The sequence below is a fragment of the Extibacter sp. GGCC_0201 genome (genome assembly GCF_017566055.1).
Taxonomy (GTDB): domain Bacteria; phylum Bacillota; class Clostridia; order Lachnospirales; family Lachnospiraceae; genus Extibacter.
Genome location: NZ_JABFCH010000001.1, coordinates 117,628 through 137,538, shown reverse-complemented (window position 1 = coordinate 137,538; position 19,911 = coordinate 117,628). Strand labels below are relative to the sequence as shown.

Sequence of the window (19,911 nt, the reverse complement as noted above, 5' to 3'; positions counted from 1 at the left end):
AAGTCTATCATGAAAAGAAAAAAGACAAAAATTCATCTTACCATGGCATCCATCCTCTTACTGACGTTCGCAATCTTTACCGTCCTTGTGAGAGTAGTGGATGTCAGGCCAGTGGGCCCGCAGCACACCCGTGTGGGCTTCGCCACCGTCAACCTATATGTGTCAGAGCTTACAGGTATCAATATGCTCTGGTACGACATCACCGACTGGCTCGGTGTCGCCGTAATCGCTGCTGCTCTTGGATTTTCGTTCCTTGGTCTGTACCAGCTCGTCAAAAGAAGAAGCATCAAAAAGGTAGACCCAGGGCTTTTGCTTCTCGGCGTATTTTACATTCTGGTCATCGCTATCTATATATTGTTCGAGTTAGTAGTTGTCAATTACAGGCCTGTCATTCTGTCTCAAAATCTGGAGCCGTCTTACCCGTCCTCCCATACGATGGCAGCCGTCTGCATCATGGCGACGGCGATGGTGCAGTACCGGCATCTGTTGTGTGGAAAAAGGCTGCTGCTCATCCTGCTGGATATATGGAGTGTCCTCATTATCGTGGTGACGGTAGTCGGACGGCTCTTATCCGGCGTCCACTGGCTTACAGATATCGTGGGCGGCCTTCTGCTCTCTTCTGCTCTCGTCATGCTGTATATCTCCGTGCTGGAATCTGTCAGCTCCTGAGGCGAATAAGAATCAAATAAAGGCGCCCTCCTCACGGAGAGCGCCCTGTAAACAGCACTTCATCGAAACCCGGTTATTTTCTCAATCCAAGTCTCTCAATCAAAGAACGGTATCTTGTGATATCTTTGTTCTTCAAGTAAGCAAGCAGACCTCTTCTCTGCCCTACCATCTTAAGAAGCCCTCTTCTTGAATGGTGGTCCTTAGGATTTGCTTTAAAATGATCTGTAAGATCATTGATTCTTGCCGTCAGGATGGCAATCTGTACTTCCGGAGAGCCTGTGTCTCCCTCACCTCTGCCATATTCGGCAATAATCTGTTCTTTCTGCTCTTTAGAAACCATTTGTTCTTCCTCCTATATTCTATATTGCACCGCCTGGCATTAAGCAATGGCTGGAGTCATCCAATTACCGAACACCGGCTGTTCATACCCATGTAGTATACCATAGAGAGACATGGAAGTAAAGCCGTATTTTCTCACATGGCTTTAATCTTCTTCGTCATCCTCCTCATTATCTTCTGGCTCCAGGATCGCAAACGCGATATTGGTGGCATGGTCCGCCACACGTTCCAGCCCGGATATCGTATCAGAAAATATCATGCCCGCCTCCGGCGTACATTTATTCTTCGTCAGCCGCTTTACGTGGGAGCGTTGCAGCTTCTTCTCCCTGTCGTCAATCTCATCTTCCAGATCCAGTATCTCCTGCATGTGCTCCTGGTTGCGGTTCGTAAACATATCCAGCGAATATTCCAGAATCTCTACGACCATGGCAGTCATGTCGTGGAGCTGCTTTTTCGCCTTATCGCTGAATTCCACTCCGTCGGCGATACGCATCCTTGCGGAATCGACGAAATTCTCTGCATGGTCCCCGATGCGTTCGATATCGTTCACCACATGGAACAGGCCCCCGATGAGCTTGGCATCTGCAAGGGGCAGTTCTATCTCATTGACGCGCACGAGATAATCCGTAATCTTCTTGTTCAGGAAATCAATATATTTTTCCCTGCCATATACCGTATTGATTTCTTCCTCGTTCAGGGAACAGAGGGCGTCCATACCTGTCTTGAGATTGGCGATTGCAATCTTGCCCATATGCTCTATTTCACGTATCCCGTCAACGACGGCAGTCGCCGGTGACACGATAGACCCTTCTCCGATAAACTGTAGTTCAAATCCATCCTCCGACGACACGTCTTTCCCCGGCACGATCTTATATGTAGCTTTTACAATCCAGTTCATGAACGGGAACAGAAGGATCACTTCACATATCTTGATTAAAGTATGGGCATTGGCTACGGCGCGGGCCGCGTTCCCTCCAGAGAGCTTAAGCAGCCCATCTGTAATCGGCGTGATGCCGATGAGCAGAACGATAAGTATGAAAGCCGAGCCGACGACATTGAACAGGAAATGTATCATGGCGGCACGCTTGGCATCTTTCTTCCCTCCAAGGCTGGCTATGAGAGCAGATACGCAGGAACCGATGTTGCATCCGAGAATGAGGAACGGACAGATGGCAAAAGCCAGCAGCCCCTGGGATGCCATCAGGATGACGATACCTACCGTGGCCGAAGAGCTCTGCAGGATCGCCGTGATGACAAAGCCTGTCAGAATCGCAGCGAACGGGTTCCTGAGCGATTTCAACAGTTCTACGATGTGAGGGGATTCCCGCAGGGAAGACATGGCATCTCCCATGATGCTCAGCCCCATAAAAAGGATACCAAATCCCAGTATCACTTCTCCTGCCCGCTTTATATTCAGCTTCTTGCAGAACATCACCATGATGACGCCGATGATGACAAACAGCGGAGCGATGTCGGACAGGTTGAAGGCAATCAGCTGTCCTGTGACCGTCGTACCGATGTTGGCGCCAAGGATGACTCCTGAAGCCTGAAGCAGGTTCATAAGTCCCGAATTGACGAAGCTTACTACCATGACCGTCGTCGCGCTGGACGATTGTACGACTGCCGTAAACAGAATGCCGACCAGCATCCCGACAAGCCTGTTCTTCGTAAAGAATTCCAGGATTCCTCTCATCTTAGCTCCCGCTGCTTTCTCAAGACCCTCGCTCATGAGCTTCATTCCGAAGAGGAACAGTCCAAGCCCCCCAAGCAGTAAGAAAAACGTTGTTATACTCATTTGTATTCTCCTCTAAACTAATCCACGGCCGTTATCCCAAAATACCTTCTTCCAAAGGCAATATCCCGGACCACGCATTCCTTCATCTCTTCCACATCTGCAAATTTCTGCTCCGGCCTGCAGAACTCAAGCAGTTCGATCTTCACTTCTTTGCCGTACGCATCACCGGAATAGTCAAAGAGATAGCTTTCTACGAGCATACGGTTCTCATCAGAGACGGTCGGCTTAATGCCGATATTGGCTATGCCCTCGTACCAGGTTCCGTCCACCTGTACCCGGTTCAGATATACGCCGTTTGGCGGCATGGCCTTTCCTACAGCGGGAGCGACATTGAACGTAGGAAATCCCAGTGTCCGTCCAAGCTTCCTGCCATGTTCTACAACACCCTGCAGTCCGTAAGGATATCCGAGCAGTTCCCGTGCAATCGGCATATTCCCCTTTTTTAACAGCTGTCTTATATACGTGCTGCTTATGACATGTCCTTCCCGCCGTTCCTTCTCAACGACGATGAGCTCATAATCGTATTTCCGGGCATATGCCTGGAGCATGTGGATATCCCCGCGCTTTTTGTGTCCGAAGTGAAAATCCGTTCCCACGACCACATAAGCGGCGCGGAATCTCTTCTGGATTACCTTTTCAATGAATGCCTCCGCCTCCATCTGGCTGAACGCTTCTGTAAACGGGCAGTCTACCAGAACGTCTACTTCTCCATCCAGGCGGCTTCTTCTCTCGTCCTTTGTCATCAGGACTTCCAGTCCGATTCCCTTCTTCTTATATAAAACACTCATGTCGAAGGCACATACGATGCTTTTTATATCGTCCTGTCTTCCATATTCTTTCACCATATCTATCAGCTTCTTATGCCCCAGGTGCAGCCCGTCGAACTTTCCAAGCGTCACCGCACTGCGGCCGTCCGCATGATATGCTTCCAGACCTTTTATATACTGCATAGCTTTTCCTCTATCTACTGTTTCTGTCAAAAAACATCTTTTTTACTTTGAACTTATCTTCTGCCATCCGGTATTCATAGACGCCAATAAAATGTCCCTCCCTGTCATAGACCCTGACATTCTCGCCGTCCTCAAAACAATCTGCCTTCTTTGATGCCTGTCTGCCCGGAAATGCATTTCCATTGTATGCAAGAGGTTCCTGTTCCTGATCGGCCACGACCTTCCTGTAATCTGAAAACATCTCGTCCACCGGCACGATGGCATCGGAAAGTGTTCCGTCATCCTTCATCTTCTCCACTTCGGACAGGCGGATGCTGCCATCTATCTGGAAACGTCCCACCTGCGTACGGGTCAGCTGTTCCATACAGCCTCCGCAGCCAAGGCTCTGCCCGATATCATGGCAGAGGGTACGGATGTACGTTCCTTTTGAACAGCGTATCTCCATCTTTACCCTCGGTAGCTGCATATCAAGAATGCTGATATGATGGATACGGACCTTCCTCGCCTTCCGTTCTACAACCTTCCCTTCTCTTGCCAGTTCGTACAGCTTCCTTCCACCTATTTTCACTGCTGAATACATAGGTGGTATCTGTGCATATTCACCGGTAAATCTAAGAACAGCCTCCTGTACCGCTTCCTCTGTCAGATGTGACGTACTCCGTTTCCTTACGATATCGCCGGAAGTATCCTGTGTGTCTGTTTCCATCCCAAGCAGCAGCACCGCTTCATATGTCTTGTCATTATCCGTGAGCATATCGCAGAGGCGGGTTGCCTTGCCAAGGCACACGGGAAGAACGCCCTCCGCATCCGGATCAAGCGTTCCTGTATGTCCTATCTTCTTTTGTTTCAGGATTCCTCTTAGTCTGGCTACTACGTCGTGTGAAGTGAAGCCTTTCTCCTTATACACATTGATTACTCCGTGTATCATATATTTACTGACCCCTCCATTGCTGTGCCTCTACAGTTGCAGCGCAATCTGTCTTATCACGTTGTTCATCACGTCATGGGGTGTACCTGCCATGCTGAAGCCGGCTGCCTTCTTATGGCCGCCCCCTCCAAAATACTGGGCAATTCTGCTCACATCGACCGTGTCTTTGGAGCGGAGGCTGACCTTGCAGACATTCGGCTCCAGCTCATACATGAACAGAGCCGTCTCTACCCCTTTCGTAACCCTCAGCTGACTCACGATGCCGTCCAGGTCTTTGGCATCCACGCCATAGAACTCCATCTGCTGTTTTGTAATATATGACGCGATACACCGGCCTTCTAAGAGCAGGATGCTCTCAAGAAGCGCACGGCCAAGCACCTGGTTCTGGGCATACGTCTTTTCATAAAACGTATCTTCAATAATCTTCGGGCCGTCGATCCCTTTCCTCAGAAGATCCGCGGCAGCCTCGAAGGTGGCCGGCGATGCGCAGGAATACTGGAACACTCCCGTATCATGCACGATGCCAAGGTAGAGCGCCTCCGCTACCTGCTTAGATATCCTGTCTTTGTCGATAAGATTATATATCAGCTCTGATGTGGAGCTGGCATCGGGGTATATATAATTTACATCTGCAAATTCACGGTTGCTCACATGATGGTCTACGCAGAACGTCCTTTTGGCGGATTGGAACAAAGGCAGTGAAAAGCCAAGCCTGTCCTCATCCCCGCAGTCGAGGCAGATGAAAAGGTCATATACCTTTTTGTCCACAATCTCATGCCGGATATCCTTTGTCGCCTCTATAAACTTGTGTACATCAGGGATGTCCTCCAGATATACATCCACCTCTTTATCCACATATATTTCCCGGATATACTGGTAAAGCCCCATACAGGAGCCTACACAATCTCCGTCAGGCCGTACGTGACCGCCGATTGCGATAGAATCTGCCTGAGCCAATAACTTATTCAGCATCTGTCTCATCCTTTACTGTTGTTTTTGTCACTTCATCAATCTTCTTCGACATGTTTACTCCATACTCTATCGACTGGTCAAGGATAAATCTTATCTCAGGAGTATTGCGCATGTTGAGAGTCCTCGCCAGTTCCCTGCGTATATATCCCTCTGCGCTCTGCAGCCCTTTTATCGTCTCCTTCTGAGCCTCTTCATCTCCAAGGACGCTGATATATGCCTTGCACGTCTTCAGGTCAGGAGCGACTTCAGCCGCTACCACAGAGGTCCAGGGCGCCACTCTTGGATCTTTGATGCCGCCCCTTATGATACTGCTCAGTTCCCTCTGTACTTCTGTATTAACCCTTGTATTCTTGATACTTCTTTTTTTCATTATTTACTCCTCTTTTCCAGAGCAGTCCCACGCATTATCTCGGTATTTCAACCATCTTGAAGGATTCTACCAGATCCCCTTCTTTGATATCATTGAAATTCTGGAATACAAATCCGCATTCATATCCTGCTCTTACTTCTTTCACATCGTCTTTAAAACGTTTCAGAGATGCAAGAGGCCCGTCAAAGATGACGATTCCGTCTCTTGTGATTCTTACGGAACAGTCGCGTTCGAACGTACCGTCCAGAACATAAGAACCGGCTATTGTTCCGACTCCGGATGCCTTGAACGTCTGTCGGACTTCGGCATGGCCGAGCACCTTTTCTTCGAATACCGGATCCAGCAGCCCCTTCATCGCCGCCTCTACATCTTCTATCGCATTGTAAATGACACGGTAGAGCCTCAGGTCTACACCTTCCCGTTCTGCCGTCTCTTTGGCTGTCGCGTCCGGACGTACGTTAAACCCGATGATGATTGCATTTGACGCGGACGCAAGGCTTACGTCAGATTCATTGATCGCACCTACGCCGCCATGGATTATCTTTACAACCACTTCATCATTCGAAAGCTTCAGAAGGCTTTGCTTCAACGCTTCCACGGATCCCTGGACGTCCGCCTTAACCACGATGCCAAGTTCCTTCAAGTTGCCTTCCTTAATCTGCGTGAACAGATCATCCAGCGACAGCTTTGCCTTTGTCTCGTCAAGCAGCTTCACCTTGCCCTGTGAGATGAATGTCTCCGCAAAGCTTCTTGCTTCTTTATCATTCGCGCAGCCTACGAATACTTCTCCGGCATTCGGCACATCATTCAGGCCGAGAATTTCTACCGGCACGGACGGGCCTGCCTCTTTGACACGTCTGCCCTTGTCATCCATCATGGCACGCACTTTTCCATAGGCACAGCCGGCTGCGATAGAGTCTCCTACATGAAGCGTTCCCTTCTGTACGAGTACTGTTGCCACCGGACCTTTGCCTTTGTCGAGTTCCGCCTCGATGATGAGCCCTCTGGCACGTCTGTTCGCATTCGCTTTCAGCTCCATGACTTCTGCCGTGAGGATGATCATCTCCATCAGCTCCGCAATTCCTTCACCTGACTTCGCAGATACCGGCACGAATACCGTGCTTCCGCCCCAGTCCTCCGGAATCAGCTCATATTCAGCCAGTTCCTGTTTTACCCTGTCTATGTTAGCACTCGGCTTATCTATCTTGTTGACCGCCACCACGATCTCGATGCCGGCAGCCTTGGCATGGTTGATGGCCTCCACTGTCTGCGGCATCACACCGTCATCAGCCGCGACCACGAGAATCGCGATATCTGTAGAGCTGGCGCCACGCATACGCATAGCCGTAAATGCCTCATGTCCCGGCGTGTCAAGGAACGTGATACGTTCTCCGTTAACCTCTACGACATAAGCCCCGATATGCTGCGTGATTCCTCCTGCCTCACGGTCTATTACATTGGTATGCCTTATGGCGTCCAGAAGGGACGTCTTGCCATGGTCGACATGGCCCATGACACATACGACCGGCGGACGTTTCTTCATCTTCTTCTCATCTTCGTCTTCCTCTTTCAGAAGCTCTTCGATTACATCAATCTGCTCTTCTTTTTCACAGAGTACATCAAACTCCAGCGCAATCTCTTCCGCAGTAGCGTAATCGATTTCCTGATTCACCGTGACTATCTTTCCCTGGAGGAACAGCTTTTTCACGATGACGGAAGGAACAATCTTCATCTTATCAGCCAGCTCTTTGATCGTAAGAACTTCCGGAATAATGATTGCCTTGATTTCTTCCTCCACCTTCACTACTTTCTGCTGTGGCTTCTGGATATCTTTCTTGATATCGGTCTTCTGCTTCTTGCCTTTATTTCTGTCGTCCTCGTTACGGCGGTAGTCTTTCTTCTTATAATCGTCTTTTCCCTTGCCCTTGCTGCGCTGCGGCTTCTGTCCTTCCAGTGCCGGAGAAGGACTGGATGTGTTCTTCTTATCGCCAGGACGGTCGTATCTCTCACCCGGTCTTCTGCTCTGGTTCCTGTCATTTTGATAAGCCGGCCTGTCACCACCCTGAGGGCGTCCTGTTCTGCTGCCCTGCGGCCTTCCATTTTGCGGACGGCCATTCTGTGGTCTGCTGCCCTGGCGTTCGCCACGACCGTTATTCCTGTCTGTTCCCTGTGACGGGCGGGAACCCTGGGGCCTGTCGTAATTCTGTGACGGACGGCTGCCCTGCGGTCTGTCCTGTCCCTGTGTCGGACGGGAACCCTGGGGCCTGTCGTGAGACTGCTGCGGGCGGGAACCCTGGGGTCTGTCGTGAGACTGTGGCGGACGCGCGTTCTGCGGCCTGTCTTGCCCCTGTGTCGGACGTGTGCCCTGTGGTCTGTCCTGGCTCTGTACCGGACGTGCGCCCTGTGGTCTGTCCTGGCTCTGTACCGGACGTGCACCCTGGGGTCTGTCCTGTCCCTGTGCCGGACGTGCACCTTGCTGCTTCGCCGGACGTCCATTGTTCACCTGCATCGGCCTTCCCTGGGGCTGTTGTCCTTGCTGCCCTTGTCTTCCGCCCTGCCGGTTTCCATGTCTGGCGGCATTCTGCGTGTTCTGCGGACGGAACACATGCACGATGTTTTTCTTTTTCGGCGCGGCTGCCTCTTTCTCCTGCGGCTCCGCCTTGCCCATACCCTTTTTCACCATATCCGCGTCTGTATCCTCCAGCGTGCTCATATGGCTCTTAACTTCTATATTTTTCTTGCCCAGGAACTCGATGATATCCTTACTGTGGACATCAAGTTCCTTTGCTAATTCATACACTTTGATTTTTGACATACTAACTACCTCCTTTATGCAATCGTATTATCTTCTGTATCCATATGTTTTCTGATCCCTTTTGCAAATCCCTCGTCAAGTACCGCAAGAGATGCCCGGAATTCTTTTCCCATTGCATGCCCCAAGGTATCTTTATCTTTATAAAAATAGATTGGCACTTTATAAAAGTCACACATGTTCTGAAATTTTTTCTTCGTGTTATCAGATGCATCCCCTGCCACGATCACCAGCGCGGCTCTCCCTGACTTTACTTCCTTCTCCGTACAGAATTCACCGCTTGCCGTCTTGCCGGCTTTCGTGGCGATGCCTATCAGAGACAATATCTTATTCTGGCCCAAGCGATTCCATCTCCTTTTCCAGTTTTTCGTATACTTCTCTTGGAATGGACTGTTTAAATGAACGTTCCAGGCCTTTATTCTTAACCGCCTTTTCAAGACAAGCTCTCGCCTTGCATACATAAGCGCCCCGTCCGTTCTTCTTGCCGGTTGCGTCCAGAAGAAATTCTCCATCTTCCGTACGGATAACCCGAATCATTTCTTTTTTACCCTTCATTTCCTGACAGCCTACGCATTTGCGCATAGGCACCTTCCTGCTGCTGCTCAAACAATCACCCTAATCCTCTGCTTCTGTAAATTCTATCTCTTCAGTGCCGTCCTCATAATCTTCCGGATATTCCTCGGTGTATTCGCCGTCGAATCCGTCCTCATACATCTCTTCTTCATAGACACCTTCGCTCAGTTCCATATAATTCTCAGGCAGCTCCCCTGATTCGATTGCCTGCGTCTCGCTCTTGATATCAATCTTATAGCCCGTAAGCCTGGCTGCGAGCCTGGCGTTCTGGCCCTCTTTGCCGATCGCCAGAGACAGCTGGTAATCCGGAACGATGACGCTTGCCGCCTTTTCGTCCGGATCCGCCATGACGGAGATGACCTTAGCGGGGCTTAAGGCATTCTCTATCAGAATAGCCGGATTGTCGCTCCAGTTGATGATGTCTATCTTCTCACCGCGGAGCTCGTTGACAATCGTATTCACCCTCGCCCCGTTCATGCCGACGCAGGCCCCTACCGGATCCACATCCGGATCATTGGACCACACGGCTATCTTCGTCCTGCTTCCGGCTTCTCTTGCAATGCTCTTGATCTCGACCGTGCCGTCCTTGACCTCCGTCACCTCAGACTCGAAGAGGCGCTTCACAAGCTCAGGATGTGTACGGGAGACAAGGATCTTCGGCCCCTTGGTCGTATTCTTCACTTCCACGACGTACAGCTTGATGCGTTCTGTCGGCTTGAACACTTCACCTTTTACCTGCTCGTTTTCCGTAAGCATGGCATCTGCTTTGCCGAGGTTAATGCTGATATTTTTACCTACATAGCGCTGTACGATACCTGTCACGATATCTTTTTCTTTTTCAAAATACTGGTCGTATACGACTTTTCTCTCTTCTTCCCTGATTTTCTGCAGGATGAGGTTCTTGGCATTCTGGGTGGCAATCCGTCCGAAAGACTTGGACTCTATCGGAATCTGCACGATATCTCCAAGCTCGAAGGTACTGTCGATCTCCCGCGCCTTCTCAAGGCTTATCTGCTCCAGATCGTCTTCCACCTCTTCCACTACAGTCTTCTCGGCAAATAATTTATAATCACATGTCTCTCTGTCCATGATGACTTTTATATTGTCCGCTTTTCCGAAATGGTTCTTACAAGCATTCAGCAATGAATTTTCAATCGCATCCAACAGTGTCTCTTTGCTGATATCCTTTTCTTTTTCCAAAATATTTAACGCTTCTAATAACTCTGTGTTCATTACTATTTCTCCTCCTAAAATCTAAAAATCGAACGCTAAGCGAATAAGCGCGATGTCGCTTTTGGCAAATGTTTTTAAGGTCTCATCTTCCTGCAATATTGTAACTGTACTGTCGTCATACTCTTTCAGAATCCCGAAAAATTCCTTTTGTTTATCCATCATGCGGTAGGTTCTTATCTCGACTTCCTCTCCAAGGCTCCTCCTGAAATCTTTTTCTTTCTTCAGCGGACGCCCGAGCCCCGGGGAACTTACTTCCATAATATAAGCGTCATCCATGTAATCCTTTTCATCCAGTATATCGGACAGCCTTCGGCTCACCTTCTCGCAGTCATCGATATTGATGCCTCCGGGCTTGTCGATGTACGCACGCAGATACCATGTGCTGCCTTCCTTTACATACTCGACATCCACCAGCTCAAACCCGTATTCTTCCACTATCGGGAGAAGGATCTCTTCCGTCTTCTGTTCGTATATTTCTCTCTTTGACAAATTCCAACTTCCTTTCCTACCAACAAAGAAGAGTGAACTTCCGTTCACTCTTCTGCCGTTTTCTTTATGTAACTGTTATTTAGTATAGCACCGTTTCTGCGGAAATGCAAGGAAATACGGGAAAAACTTTACTTTCAGGCAGCTTCCGGCACAGGGGAGGTGTCCCGTGCCGCTATTATCCTCTGTTTTTCACTCCCTGGGTGTCTCTCCTGCCTGGCCTGAGCCTGTTGAGCGACACTTCCTTTTCCTTGTACTCCACCTTCGTCTCTGTGCCCTCTTCAAAGAGATAGGCATGTTCCACTTCGTCTTTCCTCTGGAGCTTTATTCCCCTGACGCCGATAGCCCCCTTCTTCTTCTCCGACACCTCTGCGGCGGGGAAGCGCAGAAAATATCCGTCTGCCGTCTGCAGGACGATATTCTGGCTGTCATTTATCACCTGCACGCTTACGAGCTCGTCCCCGTCCTGGAGCTTCGTGGCCGCTATCGTACGCTTGGCGACCTGGAATTCCATGCCGTCCACCTTCTTGACCATCCCGGCTTTCGTCACGAACAGCAGCCTGGCAATCTGCATCTGCTGCGCATCGCACAGATAGACAATCGACTCCTGCGTACTGTCATAGTTGCTCACATTATCGATTGGCAGGCCTTTGTCCCGGAATTTGCCGTGAGGCAGGTCCAGCACTTTAATCTGGTGCATCCTGCCTGTATTGGTAAAGATACAGACCTTCCCTGTATTCATGCAGGAGAGCACATAGCGGTTCTCTGTATCGGCCGCTTCTTTGTTCCGTTCATACACCGTATGGTCTACCGTCTTTGCATAGCCAAAGCGGTCCATAAGGAACACGACCTCCTGCTCTTCTATCTTCTTTTCTTCAAATACGGCCGCCGCCGCATTTTCTACCGCTGTGCGCCGGGGACGTCCATATTCTTTCTTGATCCTGTCCAGATCTTCCATGATGACTTCTGACATGGAATCATAATTATTCAGGATATCTTCATATGAGGCAATATTCTTAAGCGTCTCTTCGTGCTCCTTCTGAAGCGCTTCTATTTCCAGTCCGATCAGCTTGTACAGCCGCATCTCCAGTATTGCGGACGCCTGGCGTTCGGTAAAGCGGAGCATGGCCGCCATCTTCCTTGATATGGACGTCTTGAACTTGATGTTCTCCGTCACGCCTTTTGTAAGACATGCTTTCGCATCCCTGACCGACTGGCTGCCCCTCAGTATCTCTATGATAAGGTCGATGACGTCGCAGGCTTTGATGAGCCCTTCCTGAATCTCTTTTCTGTCCAGCTCTTTCGCGAGAAGGTTCTTGTACTTGCGGGTGGCCAGCTCGAACTGGAAGTCCACGTGGTGTTCGATAATCTGCTTAAGCCCCATCGTCTCCGGCCTGCCTCCAGCGACTGCGAGCATATTGACGCCGAACGTGTCCTCCAGACGTGTCTTCTTGTAGAGCATATTCGTCAGATTCTCTACATCCGCGCCCTTCTTCAGCTCGATGACGATACGTATCCCTTCTTTTGACGACTGGTTCGAGATATCGACGATGTCATTCGTCTTCTTCGACTCCACAAGGGAGCATACGTCATTGAGGAACTTGCCGATTCCGGCTCCGATCATCGTATAAGGAATCTCTGTCACCACAAGCCGCTTCTTGCCGCCCTTCATATCCTCCGTCTCAACTTTTCCCCGGACTTTGATCTTGCCTGCCCCGCTCTCGTAGATGTCCGGCAGTTCGTCCTTATTGACCACAATTCCTCCGGTCGGGAAATCCGGCCCTTTTATATATCTCATAAGCTGCTTTGTGCTGATTTCATCATTTTTCATGTATGCCTTTACGGCATCGACCACTTCCCCCAGGTTATGGGTCGGAATACTTGTAGCCATACCTACCGCGATACCTTCCGCCCCGTTGATGAGCAGGTTGGGAACGCGCACGGGCAGCACCTCAGGCTCCTTCTCCGTCTCGTCAAAGTTTGGGACGAAGTCTACGATGTCCTTGTCTAGATCCGCCAGATATGCATCCTGCGTTAGCTTGGCCAGGCGTGCCTCCGTATACCTCATGGCGGCGGCGCCGTCTCCTTCGATGGATCCAAAGTTCCCATGGCCGTCTACAAGAATCATGCCTTTTTTAAACTCCTGCGCCATGACTACAAGCGCGTCATAGATGGAGCTGTCGCCGTGGGGGTGGTATTTACCCATCGTATCTCCCACGATACGGGCACATTTCCGGTATGGCCTGTCATAGCGGATACCGAGCTCATGCATATCGTAGAGCGTCCTCCTCTGTACCGGCTTCAGCCCGTCCCGTACATCAGGCAGGGCTCTGGCCACGATGACGCTCATCGCATAATCGATATATGATTTCTTCATCAGATCCGAGTATTCGGTTCTTATGATTTGTGAATCCTGCATCTTATCTTCTCCTCTTATATATCCAGTTCTGCCTCGGTGGCATTTTCATAGATGAATGTCCTTCTCGGAGGAACTTCCGTCCCCATGAGCATCTCCGTCACGCCGGACGCCATCCTGGCATCCTCAATCTCTATACGCTTCAGCAGCCGTGTCTCCGGATTCAGGGTCGTCTCCCAGAGCTGCTGTGCATCCATCTCGCCAAGGCCTTTGTAACGCTGCAGCGTAAACGGGCCGTCGTGTGACCTACGGTAGCGCTCCAATGCCTTGTCGTCGTACAGGTACTCTTCTTCCCCCTTCTTCGGTATGGCTTTGTAGAGCGGTGGCATAGCTACATATACATGGCCTTCGTAGATGAGTTCCGGCATGAAACGGTAGAACAAGGTCAGAAGCAGCGTGGAGATATGAGCGCCGTCCACATCGGCATCCGCCATGATGATGATCTTATCGTAGCGCAGGCCGCTGATGTCGAAATCATTGCCGTACCCTTCCGAAAATCCGCATCCGAATGCATTGATCATCGTCTTAATCTCCGCATTGGCAAGTATCTTGTCTATGCTCGCCTTCTCCACGTTAAGAATCTTACCTCGAATCGGGAGTATGGCCTGGAACATCCGGTCTCTCGCTGTCTTTGCGGAGCCTCCGGCGGAGTCTCCCTCCACGATGAAGATCTCGCACTTCCCGGCGTCCCGGCTCTCGCAGTTGGCCAGCTTTCCATTGCTGTCAAAGGAATATTTCTGCTTGGTCAGAAGGTTCGTCTTGGCCTTCTCTTCGGTTTTACGAATCTTGGCCGCCTTTTCCGCACATGAGATGACTTTCTTAAGGTTGTCCAGATTCCGGTCAAAATATCTTGTTATCTCGTCGCTTGACACCTTGCTGACTGCTTTGGCGGCATCGGGGTTGTCCAGCTTCGTCTTCGTCTGGCCTTCAAACCTCGGGTCCGGGTGCTTGATCGAGACGATAGCCGTCATGCCGTTACGTATATCCGCACCTGTAAAATTGGCATCCTTCTCCTTCAGTATACCGAGCTCCCGCGCATACTGGTTCATGACGGTCGTAAATGTCGTCTTAAATCCGGTCAGGTGGGTACCGCCCTCGGCATTGTATATATTGTTGCAGAAGCCGAGCACATTCTCATGGAACTCATTGACATACTGGAAAGCGGCTTCCACCTCGACGCCGTCAGCCGTCCCTTTGTAATACACCGGCTCGTGGATGGCTTCATTCTTCTGGTTCAGCTCCTTGATAAAGCCGAGGATGCCATCCGGCTCATGATATACGATATGCTCGGGAGCCTCTCCCCGCAGATCCTCAAAGATAATCGTAAGAGCGGGGTTCAGATAGGCAGTCTCATGCATCCGGCTCTTTACTTCTTCCGCACGGAACCTCGTCTTTTCAAATATGGTATCATCCGGAAGGAAATTCACCTTAGTGCCGGTCTTTCTCGTCTTTCCGATGGTCGGAAGAAGACCGTCCTTAAGCTCTATGACAGGCTTGCCGCGCTCGTAACGGTCATGGTGGATATATCCTTCCCTGCTCACCTGTACATCCATATAAGCAGAAAGAGCGTTAACGACAGAAGATCCCACGCCATGCAGACCTCCGCTCGTCTTGTACGAGGAATCGTCAAACTTGCCTCCTGCATGAAGCGTGGTATATACGATACGTTCTGCCGATACTCCTTTTGCGTGAAGCCCTATCGGGACGCCGCGGCCGTTGTCAGATATGGTAGCCGAACCGTCTTTTTCCAGCGTCACGCGTATCTCATCACAGCAGCCGGCCAGATGTTCATCCACCGCATTGTCTACAATCTCGTAAATCAGGTGGTTCAGCCCTTTCGTGGAGACACTTCCAATATACATGCCTGGCCGTTTCCGGACTGCCTCAAGCCCTTCCAATATAGAAATACTGTCAGCATCATATGTATTTTTCTTTGTCATTCCTTCTGGTTCCTTTCATGTGTATCTTCATCAATTTCCGCCTCCAAAACGGCAGAAAATTCCATGCTTTCATTATAGTAGCACAAAATATAGGGTTAATCAAACACATTTTACTTTGTCAGCACATTATCTAGTGTGTCTGCCAGGACTTCCATCGCATTCCTCATCTCTTCCACCGTATTTGTCTGCGCACCGGCCTCTATGAGCAGCGTCTTTGGCTTCAGGTGCATATTATAACGATAACCCCTCAGGTATATCCGTCTCGTGAATCCGGGGTATTTGTTAGCGGCGGAAACCTGCATCTGAAGTGAAAATGCCAGATTATCCTCTATGTACGGGTTTTTCAGGTAGTCTATGTTACCGTTGGCCTTTGTTCTGCTCAGACCGTTAAAGAACATTATCTGGGCCGTCGGCTTTCCGTTTACTTTCGTCACGAGATGCGTCCCTTCCGCCACGCCGTCCCGGTGCAGGTCGATGACAACTTCGATGCTCGGATTCTCCTCCAGTATCTTCTGAACCTCCGGCTCTGCCAGCTGATAAGCCTTGCTCCTGTCCAGCTTGCCGTCCACGAGATCATAGACGCCCTCATGGTGCATCGTCTGGATACCGTACTTGTCATTCAGAAGACTGGAGAGATAGTCGCCCATACCCATGATAGTCGTGCTCGTATCCCCATCCGTAGAATCCGCAAATGCTTCCTGGGAATGGGTATGGTAGATGAGGACCTTTGGACCGTCCGCCTTTTCGTCTATCTTCATATCTTTGGCCATCAGCTTCTCTGCATTCAGCTCATCGGCCGATGTCATCGTACCACCGTCAATCACATAGAAATTGCCGACGAGATACTCATAGTTCTTCAGTTTTTCTATGGATGTATCAATCTTCGTCCCCGACGTCTGTACGGCCTCTTCGTTCTGCGCTTTCTCGTCGTTCTGGATCAGCTTGCCGTTTTCATCGACTGCATTCTCATCGTTAGCCTGCTGTGCCAGTATCATCTCGTACGTCTCTTTATCTTCTACATCCGTATGTATGTTTGACTTTCCTTCTACATAAGTGCCGAGCGGCATCATATTCATGGCCGCCGTCGTCACCCAGTCTCTGAAGGAGCTTCCTCTGCTCCCCTGCGTATACGCAAATCCCGGGAGATATATCTGCTGTGATTCTTCCATGAGCATCTCGCTCAGTTCATACTTGACCTTGCCAGCCGGGTCTACATGCGTATGCATTCCGGCATAGACTGCCAGAATGCATACGGGCACTGCAATGACTATTTTATTGATCCGATGTCTTACTTTCAAAATTAAACCACGCACCTAATCTGATTACATTTTATTGCTGTTTTAACACTATATGATGCTGTCATCGTGATTATGTGCATGTCCTTCGCAATAAACCTCCATCTGGTCTGAAGCAGCTGATGTTCCCGCCGGCGGGCAGAGGTGCCGCCCTTATGCAAACAGCATGTTCAATGCCTCTGATATAGTAAAGCTAATCCGCTTGACCGTCTCATCGATGTCCTTGGGCGTCACGAACATCCCGTTCAGATGGGGGGAAATGAGTTCTTTTACGAGCTCATATTTTTCCGCGGCATTGTACCCCTGCATCACGACGCCCACTCCCCGAAGCGTCTCTGAAGTCTCCAGCGCGGCGATAAGATTTTCCATCGTATCGTTTACGATCGTGGCTGCATCTACTACAGTCGGAACGCCGATTGCTATGACCGGGACACCCACCGTCTCTTCTGTAATCGCGTTCCTGTGGTTCCCCACTCCGGAGCCCGGATTGATTCCTGTATCTGCAATCTGAATCGTACGGTTGAGCCGCTTCGAACTTCTTGCGGCGAGCGCGTCAATCGCGATGATAATGTCCGGTTCTGTCTCTTTGACTACGCCCCGGATGATTTCGACCGTCTCCATGCCGGTCTGGGCCATGACGCCAGGTACGATGGCGCTGATCAGATGTACCTCATCTTCCCCCATGGCATATTTCCCGTACTCTTTCACGATATGCCTTGTGATGTTGAGATTATCCGCCACATAAGGGCCAAGCGCATCCGGCGTGACCATACGGTTGCCGAGCCCTACCACAAGGACAGAATAGTCCTTTTTGTCCTTATCGATGAACTTCTGGAGGAACTTCATGAGCTCTTCGGACACTTCCTCGTGATACCCTTCATCCGGAACAGCCAGATTCGGCGCTTCCATCGTTATATAGGTTCCGACAGGCTTGCCCATCGTCTTGGCGCCCTTCTCTGTCTCAATCTTAACCGTGGTAATCCTTATCTCACGTTCTTCATCATAACTTTCTTCCAATACAACCCCTTGTACTTCAACATTATCTGACTCGAAACGTTCTTTCTGTTCCAATGCCAGGTCTGTTCTGATGCTATACTTCTCAATCATTTCCACACCCTCGCTTTAGTCGTCATTTAAGTGCTAGTTTTTACAAAATTTTGAGAAATATGTATTGACATTATGTATTCCTTGGAATAAAATGAATGAGTATGTTCCGTTAGAACGTCCGTGTCCGGATCTAACGAATATGAAATCGAAAAATAAGAATTTATAAGATATTGGAGGTGGACGAGTTGGCTAATATCAAATCTGCAAAGAAAAGAATTTTAGTAAACGAAACAAAAGCTGCTAGAAATAAGGCAATCAAATCTAAAGTTAAAACTTGCGTTAAGAAAGTCGAGACTGCTGTTGCTAATAAAGATGCGGCTGTAGCTGCAGACGCTCTCAAGACTGCAATCAGAGAAATCAACAAAGCAGGCGGCAAAGGCGTATATCACAAGAATACCTGCTCTAGAAAGATTTCCCGTTTAACAAAAGCTGTAAACACGATTGCTTAATTAGAATAGAGGATTTATAAAGAACAGCCATCCCGTCAGTGGCTGTTTTTTTTATGCCTCTCATTGATGTGAAGTCTATTCCTTATGGGAAAGGGACGGCAGATGACAATCTACCTTCCCTTTCCCATTTGTCTTTCTGCTCATGCTTTTACAGCTTGGAATAGCCGTAGCTGTTCACCAGCGCTTCGACTCGCTTTCCTTCCCTGCAGAGTGGGCAGTCGCCGGCGTCATATGCTCGGTAATCCGGGAGATCCCTGCTCATGAATATCGTCTTAATCTCCATGCCTGCTATCTTGTCCACCGCACTGAATATGGAACATATCCCGCAGACGGTTCCACCATAGTACAAAATCGAGTCTATAGCTCTGTGTATCGTCTTACCTGTCGTGACAGAAGCTGCCAGTATGAGCACCTGCTGATTCCGAATCATACGCTGCTTGTTGTCGCGGAACATAATCTGTCCATGCATATCGAATTCAGGCGTGATGACAGAAATATTATTGCCGGCGCTCAGCGACATGCTGCTTCCGTCGGCAAGCTGTTCTGCCATGAACGTCCCGATAACTTCCGTCTCATCGAGACAGACGATCGTATTCACCATCGTATTGTTGACATACTCGTTTGACAGTTCCTTTGCTGCCTCCCTTGCGTTGTTATGCCTCGTCTTGACGGTTGACATATCAATGTAAGTGTTCAGGTGAGAATTGCTCGTGGCAAAATGTCCCTTCATTATCTTGATACGCGCTTTTGGGTTCTTGGCTGAACGCAGATCTGTAAATCTTGAATCCATCGGTCTTACTCCTCCTTTTTATAATTGGCTGTTCAAAGCAGCTATAAACCAGAATATCCATAGCTGTTCACTATAGCATCGACTTTAATCCCCTGCCTGCATAGCGGGCAGTCATGATCCGGATACACCTGGTATCCAGGAATCTCCCTCATGGTAAAGATAGCATGGATATCAATGCCTGCAACTTTGGTTGCCGCACTGAACACGGCACACACGCCGCACACGTTTCCTCCGTAATAGACGACCGTGTCGATTGCCTGGAGCATCGTCCTGCCCGTGTTGATGGAACCGGCAAGAATCAGCACATGCTGTCCGCCTATCATCCGCTTCGTGTTGTCCCGGAACATCATCTGGCCGAGCTGGTTCTGCTCCGGCGCCACGACCGATATGTTGCTTCCGCCGTTGACCGATATCGAACCCGGCTCCATCAGCACTTCGGCCAGAAACGCTCCTACCGTCTCCATGCCGTCCAGACAGACGATCGTATCGACCTGTGTCGATGAAAGATACGGCTCCGCCAGCACCCGGGCAGCTTCCCTTGCATTGTTGCACCGGCATTTGACTGTAGATATGTCTATGTAAGTATTCACATGGGAATGGCTTCTCGCGAAATGCCCCTGCATAATCTTGATTCTCGCCTTGGGGTTCCTCTCCGAACGCAGATCCTGTAATTTAATATCCATGGCCCACTCTCCTTTCTGCCATGATTTGCAATATTCGAGATTTATTGGATAATTATATTTTAACATACCGGACAGAAAATTACAGTAAGTATTCTGAAAACGGG

19 protein-coding genes are annotated in these 19,911 nt (G+C 49.7%); 2 read left to right on the top strand and 17 right to left on the bottom strand.

Annotated features, from left to right (window positions below):
• The first annotated feature begins 9 nt into the window (after positions 1 to 9).
• The gene (locus tag HJV72_RS00635) at positions 10 to 669 is read left to right on the top strand and encodes a phosphatase PAP2 family protein (RefSeq protein ID WP_208067857.1); all 660 of its coding nucleotides are present in this window, start codon (positions 10 to 12) and stop codon (positions 667 to 669) included.
• Positions 670 to 742: 73 nt separating this feature from the next.
• Here HJV72_RS00635 and rpsO read toward each other — a convergent pair whose 3' ends face one another.
• From rpsO to gpr, 15 genes are all read right to left on the bottom strand, one after another.
• On the bottom strand, positions 743 to 1,009 hold the full coding sequence (gene rpsO, locus HJV72_RS00630) for a 30S ribosomal protein S15 (RefSeq protein WP_006444064.1): 267 nt from the start codon (positions 1,007 to 1,009) through the stop codon (positions 743 to 745).
• 144 nt (positions 1,010 to 1,153) lie between these two features.
• On the bottom strand, positions 1,154 to 2,803 hold the full coding sequence (locus tag HJV72_RS00625; protein WP_208067855.1) for a Na/Pi cotransporter family protein: 1,650 nt from the start codon (positions 2,801 to 2,803) through the stop codon (positions 1,154 to 1,156).
• 17 nt (positions 2,804 to 2,820) lie between these two features.
• Positions 2,821 to 3,753, bottom strand: coding sequence for a bifunctional riboflavin kinase/FAD synthetase (locus HJV72_RS00620; RefSeq protein ID WP_208067853.1), 933 nt, complete (start codon positions 3,751 to 3,753; stop codon positions 2,821 to 2,823).
• Between the two features lie 10 nt (positions 3,754 to 3,763).
• The gene (truB, locus tag HJV72_RS00615; protein WP_208067851.1) at positions 3,764 to 4,681 is read right to left on the bottom strand and encodes a tRNA pseudouridine(55) synthase TruB; all 918 of its coding nucleotides are present in this window, start codon (positions 4,679 to 4,681) and stop codon (positions 3,764 to 3,766) included.
• Positions 4,682 to 4,711: 30 nt separating this feature from the next.
• The gene (locus tag HJV72_RS00610; RefSeq protein ID WP_208067849.1) at positions 4,712 to 5,653 is read right to left on the bottom strand and encodes a DHH family phosphoesterase; all 942 of its coding nucleotides are present in this window, start codon (positions 5,651 to 5,653) and stop codon (positions 4,712 to 4,714) included.
• Positions 5,643 to 6,023 (bottom strand): 30S ribosome-binding factor RbfA, encoded by a 381-nt coding sequence (gene rbfA / locus HJV72_RS00605; RefSeq protein ID WP_132275097.1) that lies wholly within the window; start codon positions 6,021 to 6,023, stop codon positions 5,643 to 5,645. The genes HJV72_RS00610 and rbfA overlap by 11 nt, the downstream gene beginning before the upstream one ends.
• A gap of 34 nt (positions 6,024 to 6,057) precedes the next feature.
• On the bottom strand, positions 6,058 to 8,838 hold the full coding sequence (infB, locus tag HJV72_RS00600; RefSeq protein WP_208067847.1) for a translation initiation factor IF-2: 2,781 nt from the start codon (positions 8,836 to 8,838) through the stop codon (positions 6,058 to 6,060).
• A 14-nt stretch (positions 8,839 to 8,852) separates the two neighbouring features.
• On the bottom strand, positions 8,853 to 9,176 hold the full coding sequence (locus HJV72_RS00595; RefSeq protein ID WP_208067846.1) for a L7Ae/L30e/S12e/Gadd45 family ribosomal protein: 324 nt from the start codon (positions 9,174 to 9,176) through the stop codon (positions 8,853 to 8,855).
• Positions 9,163 to 9,417 (bottom strand): RNase P modulator RnpM, encoded by a 255-nt coding sequence (rnpM, locus tag HJV72_RS00590; protein ID WP_208067844.1) that lies wholly within the window; start codon positions 9,415 to 9,417, stop codon positions 9,163 to 9,165. The genes HJV72_RS00595 and rnpM overlap by 14 nt, the downstream gene beginning before the upstream one ends.
• 33 nt (positions 9,418 to 9,450) lie before the next feature.
• Positions 9,451 to 10,641 carry a transcription termination factor NusA gene (gene nusA, locus HJV72_RS00585; RefSeq protein ID WP_208067842.1) on the bottom strand — a complete coding sequence of 397 codons (1,191 nt, stop codon included), beginning with the start codon at positions 10,639 to 10,641 and terminating at the stop codon, positions 9,451 to 9,453.
• Between the two features lie 21 nt (positions 10,642 to 10,662).
• Positions 10,663 to 11,130 (bottom strand): ribosome maturation factor RimP, encoded by a 468-nt coding sequence (rimP, locus tag HJV72_RS00580; protein ID WP_066575590.1) that lies wholly within the window; start codon positions 11,128 to 11,130, stop codon positions 10,663 to 10,665.
• Positions 11,131 to 11,305: 175 nt separating this feature from the next.
• A complete protein-coding gene (locus HJV72_RS00575) occupies positions 11,306 to 13,546 on the bottom strand; it encodes a DNA gyrase/topoisomerase IV subunit A (RefSeq protein WP_208067841.1) in 2,241 nt (746 codons plus the stop codon).
• A gap of 14 nt (positions 13,547 to 13,560) precedes the next feature.
• Complete coding sequence (locus HJV72_RS00570; protein WP_208067839.1) at positions 13,561 to 15,483, bottom strand: DNA gyrase/topoisomerase IV subunit B; 1,923 nt, start codon at positions 15,481 to 15,483, stop codon at positions 13,561 to 13,563.
• Between the two features lie 110 nt (positions 15,484 to 15,593).
• Positions 15,594 to 16,781, bottom strand: coding sequence for a stage II sporulation protein P (gene spoIIP, locus HJV72_RS00565; RefSeq protein WP_243765470.1), 1,188 nt, complete (start codon positions 16,779 to 16,781; stop codon positions 15,594 to 15,596).
• A 150-nt stretch (positions 16,782 to 16,931) separates the two neighbouring features.
• On the bottom strand, positions 16,932 to 17,885 hold the full coding sequence (gpr, locus tag HJV72_RS00560; RefSeq protein ID WP_208067837.1) for a GPR endopeptidase: 954 nt from the start codon (positions 17,883 to 17,885) through the stop codon (positions 16,932 to 16,934).
• 185 nt (positions 17,886 to 18,070) lie between these two features.
• On the opposite strand from gpr, the gene rpsT reads away from it, so the two are divergent.
• Positions 18,071 to 18,334 carry a 30S ribosomal protein S20 gene (gene rpsT / locus HJV72_RS00555; protein ID WP_132275076.1) on the top strand — a complete coding sequence of 88 codons (264 nt, stop codon included), beginning with the start codon at positions 18,071 to 18,073 and terminating at the stop codon, positions 18,332 to 18,334.
• A gap of 148 nt (positions 18,335 to 18,482) precedes the next feature.
• On the opposite strand, the gene HJV72_RS00550 is transcribed toward rpsT, so the two are convergent.
• A complete protein-coding gene (locus HJV72_RS00550) occupies positions 18,483 to 19,124 on the bottom strand; it encodes a phosphoribosyltransferase (protein ID WP_208067835.1) in 642 nt (213 codons plus the stop codon).
• Between the two features lie 41 nt (positions 19,125 to 19,165).
• Positions 19,166 to 19,807: a phosphoribosyltransferase gene (locus HJV72_RS00545; protein ID WP_208067833.1), complete on the bottom strand. Its 642-nt coding sequence runs from the start codon at positions 19,805 to 19,807 to the stop codon at positions 19,166 to 19,168.
• Positions 19,808 to 19,911: the final 104 nt, after the last annotated feature.

Excerpts from the sequence above, each read along its gene's own strand:
- HJV72_RS00635 (WP_208067857.1), top strand. The coding sequence starts at position 10 with ATGAAAAGAAAAAAGACAAAAATTCATCTTACCATGGCATCCATCCTC.
- rpsO (WP_006444064.1), bottom strand. The coding sequence starts at position 1,009 with ATGGTTTCTAAAGAGCAGAAAGAACAGATTATTGCCGAATATGGCAGA.
- HJV72_RS00625 (WP_208067855.1), bottom strand. The coding sequence starts at position 2,803 with ATGAGTATAACAACGTTTTTCTTACTGCTTGGGGGGCTTGGACTGTTC.
- HJV72_RS00620 (WP_208067853.1), bottom strand. The coding sequence starts at position 3,753 with ATGCAGTATATAAAAGGTCTGGAAGCATATCATGCGGACGGCCGCAGT.
- truB (WP_208067851.1), bottom strand. The coding sequence starts at position 4,681 with ATGATACACGGAGTAATCAATGTGTATAAGGAGAAAGGCTTCACTTCA.
- HJV72_RS00610 (WP_208067849.1), bottom strand. The coding sequence starts at position 5,653 with ATGCTGAATAAGTTATTGGCTCAGGCAGATTCTATCGCAATCGGCGGT.
- rbfA (WP_132275097.1), bottom strand. The coding sequence starts at position 6,023 with ATGAAAAAAAGAAGTATCAAGAATACAAGGGTTAATACAGAAGTACAG.
- infB (WP_208067847.1), bottom strand. The coding sequence starts at position 8,838 with ATGTCAAAAATCAAAGTGTATGAATTAGCAAAGGAACTTGATGTCCAC.
- rnpM (WP_208067844.1), bottom strand. The coding sequence starts at position 9,417 with ATGCGCAAATGCGTAGGCTGTCAGGAAATGAAGGGTAAAAAAGAAATG.
- nusA (WP_208067842.1), bottom strand. The coding sequence starts at position 10,641 with ATGAACACAGAGTTATTAGAAGCGTTAAATATTTTGGAAAAAGAAAAG.
- HJV72_RS00575 (WP_208067841.1), bottom strand. The coding sequence starts at position 13,546 with ATGCAGGATTCACAAATCATAAGAACCGAATACTCGGATCTGATGAAG.
- HJV72_RS00570 (WP_208067839.1), bottom strand. The coding sequence starts at position 15,483 with ATGACAAAGAAAAATACATATGATGCTGACAGTATTTCTATATTGGAA.
- gpr (WP_208067837.1), bottom strand. The coding sequence starts at position 17,885 with ATGATTGAGAAGTATAGCATCAGAACAGACCTGGCATTGGAACAGAAA.
- HJV72_RS00550 (WP_208067835.1), bottom strand. The coding sequence starts at position 19,124 with ATGGATTCAAGATTTACAGATCTGCGTTCAGCCAAGAACCCAAAAGCG.
- HJV72_RS00545 (WP_208067833.1), bottom strand. The coding sequence starts at position 19,807 with ATGGATATTAAATTACAGGATCTGCGTTCGGAGAGGAACCCCAAGGCG.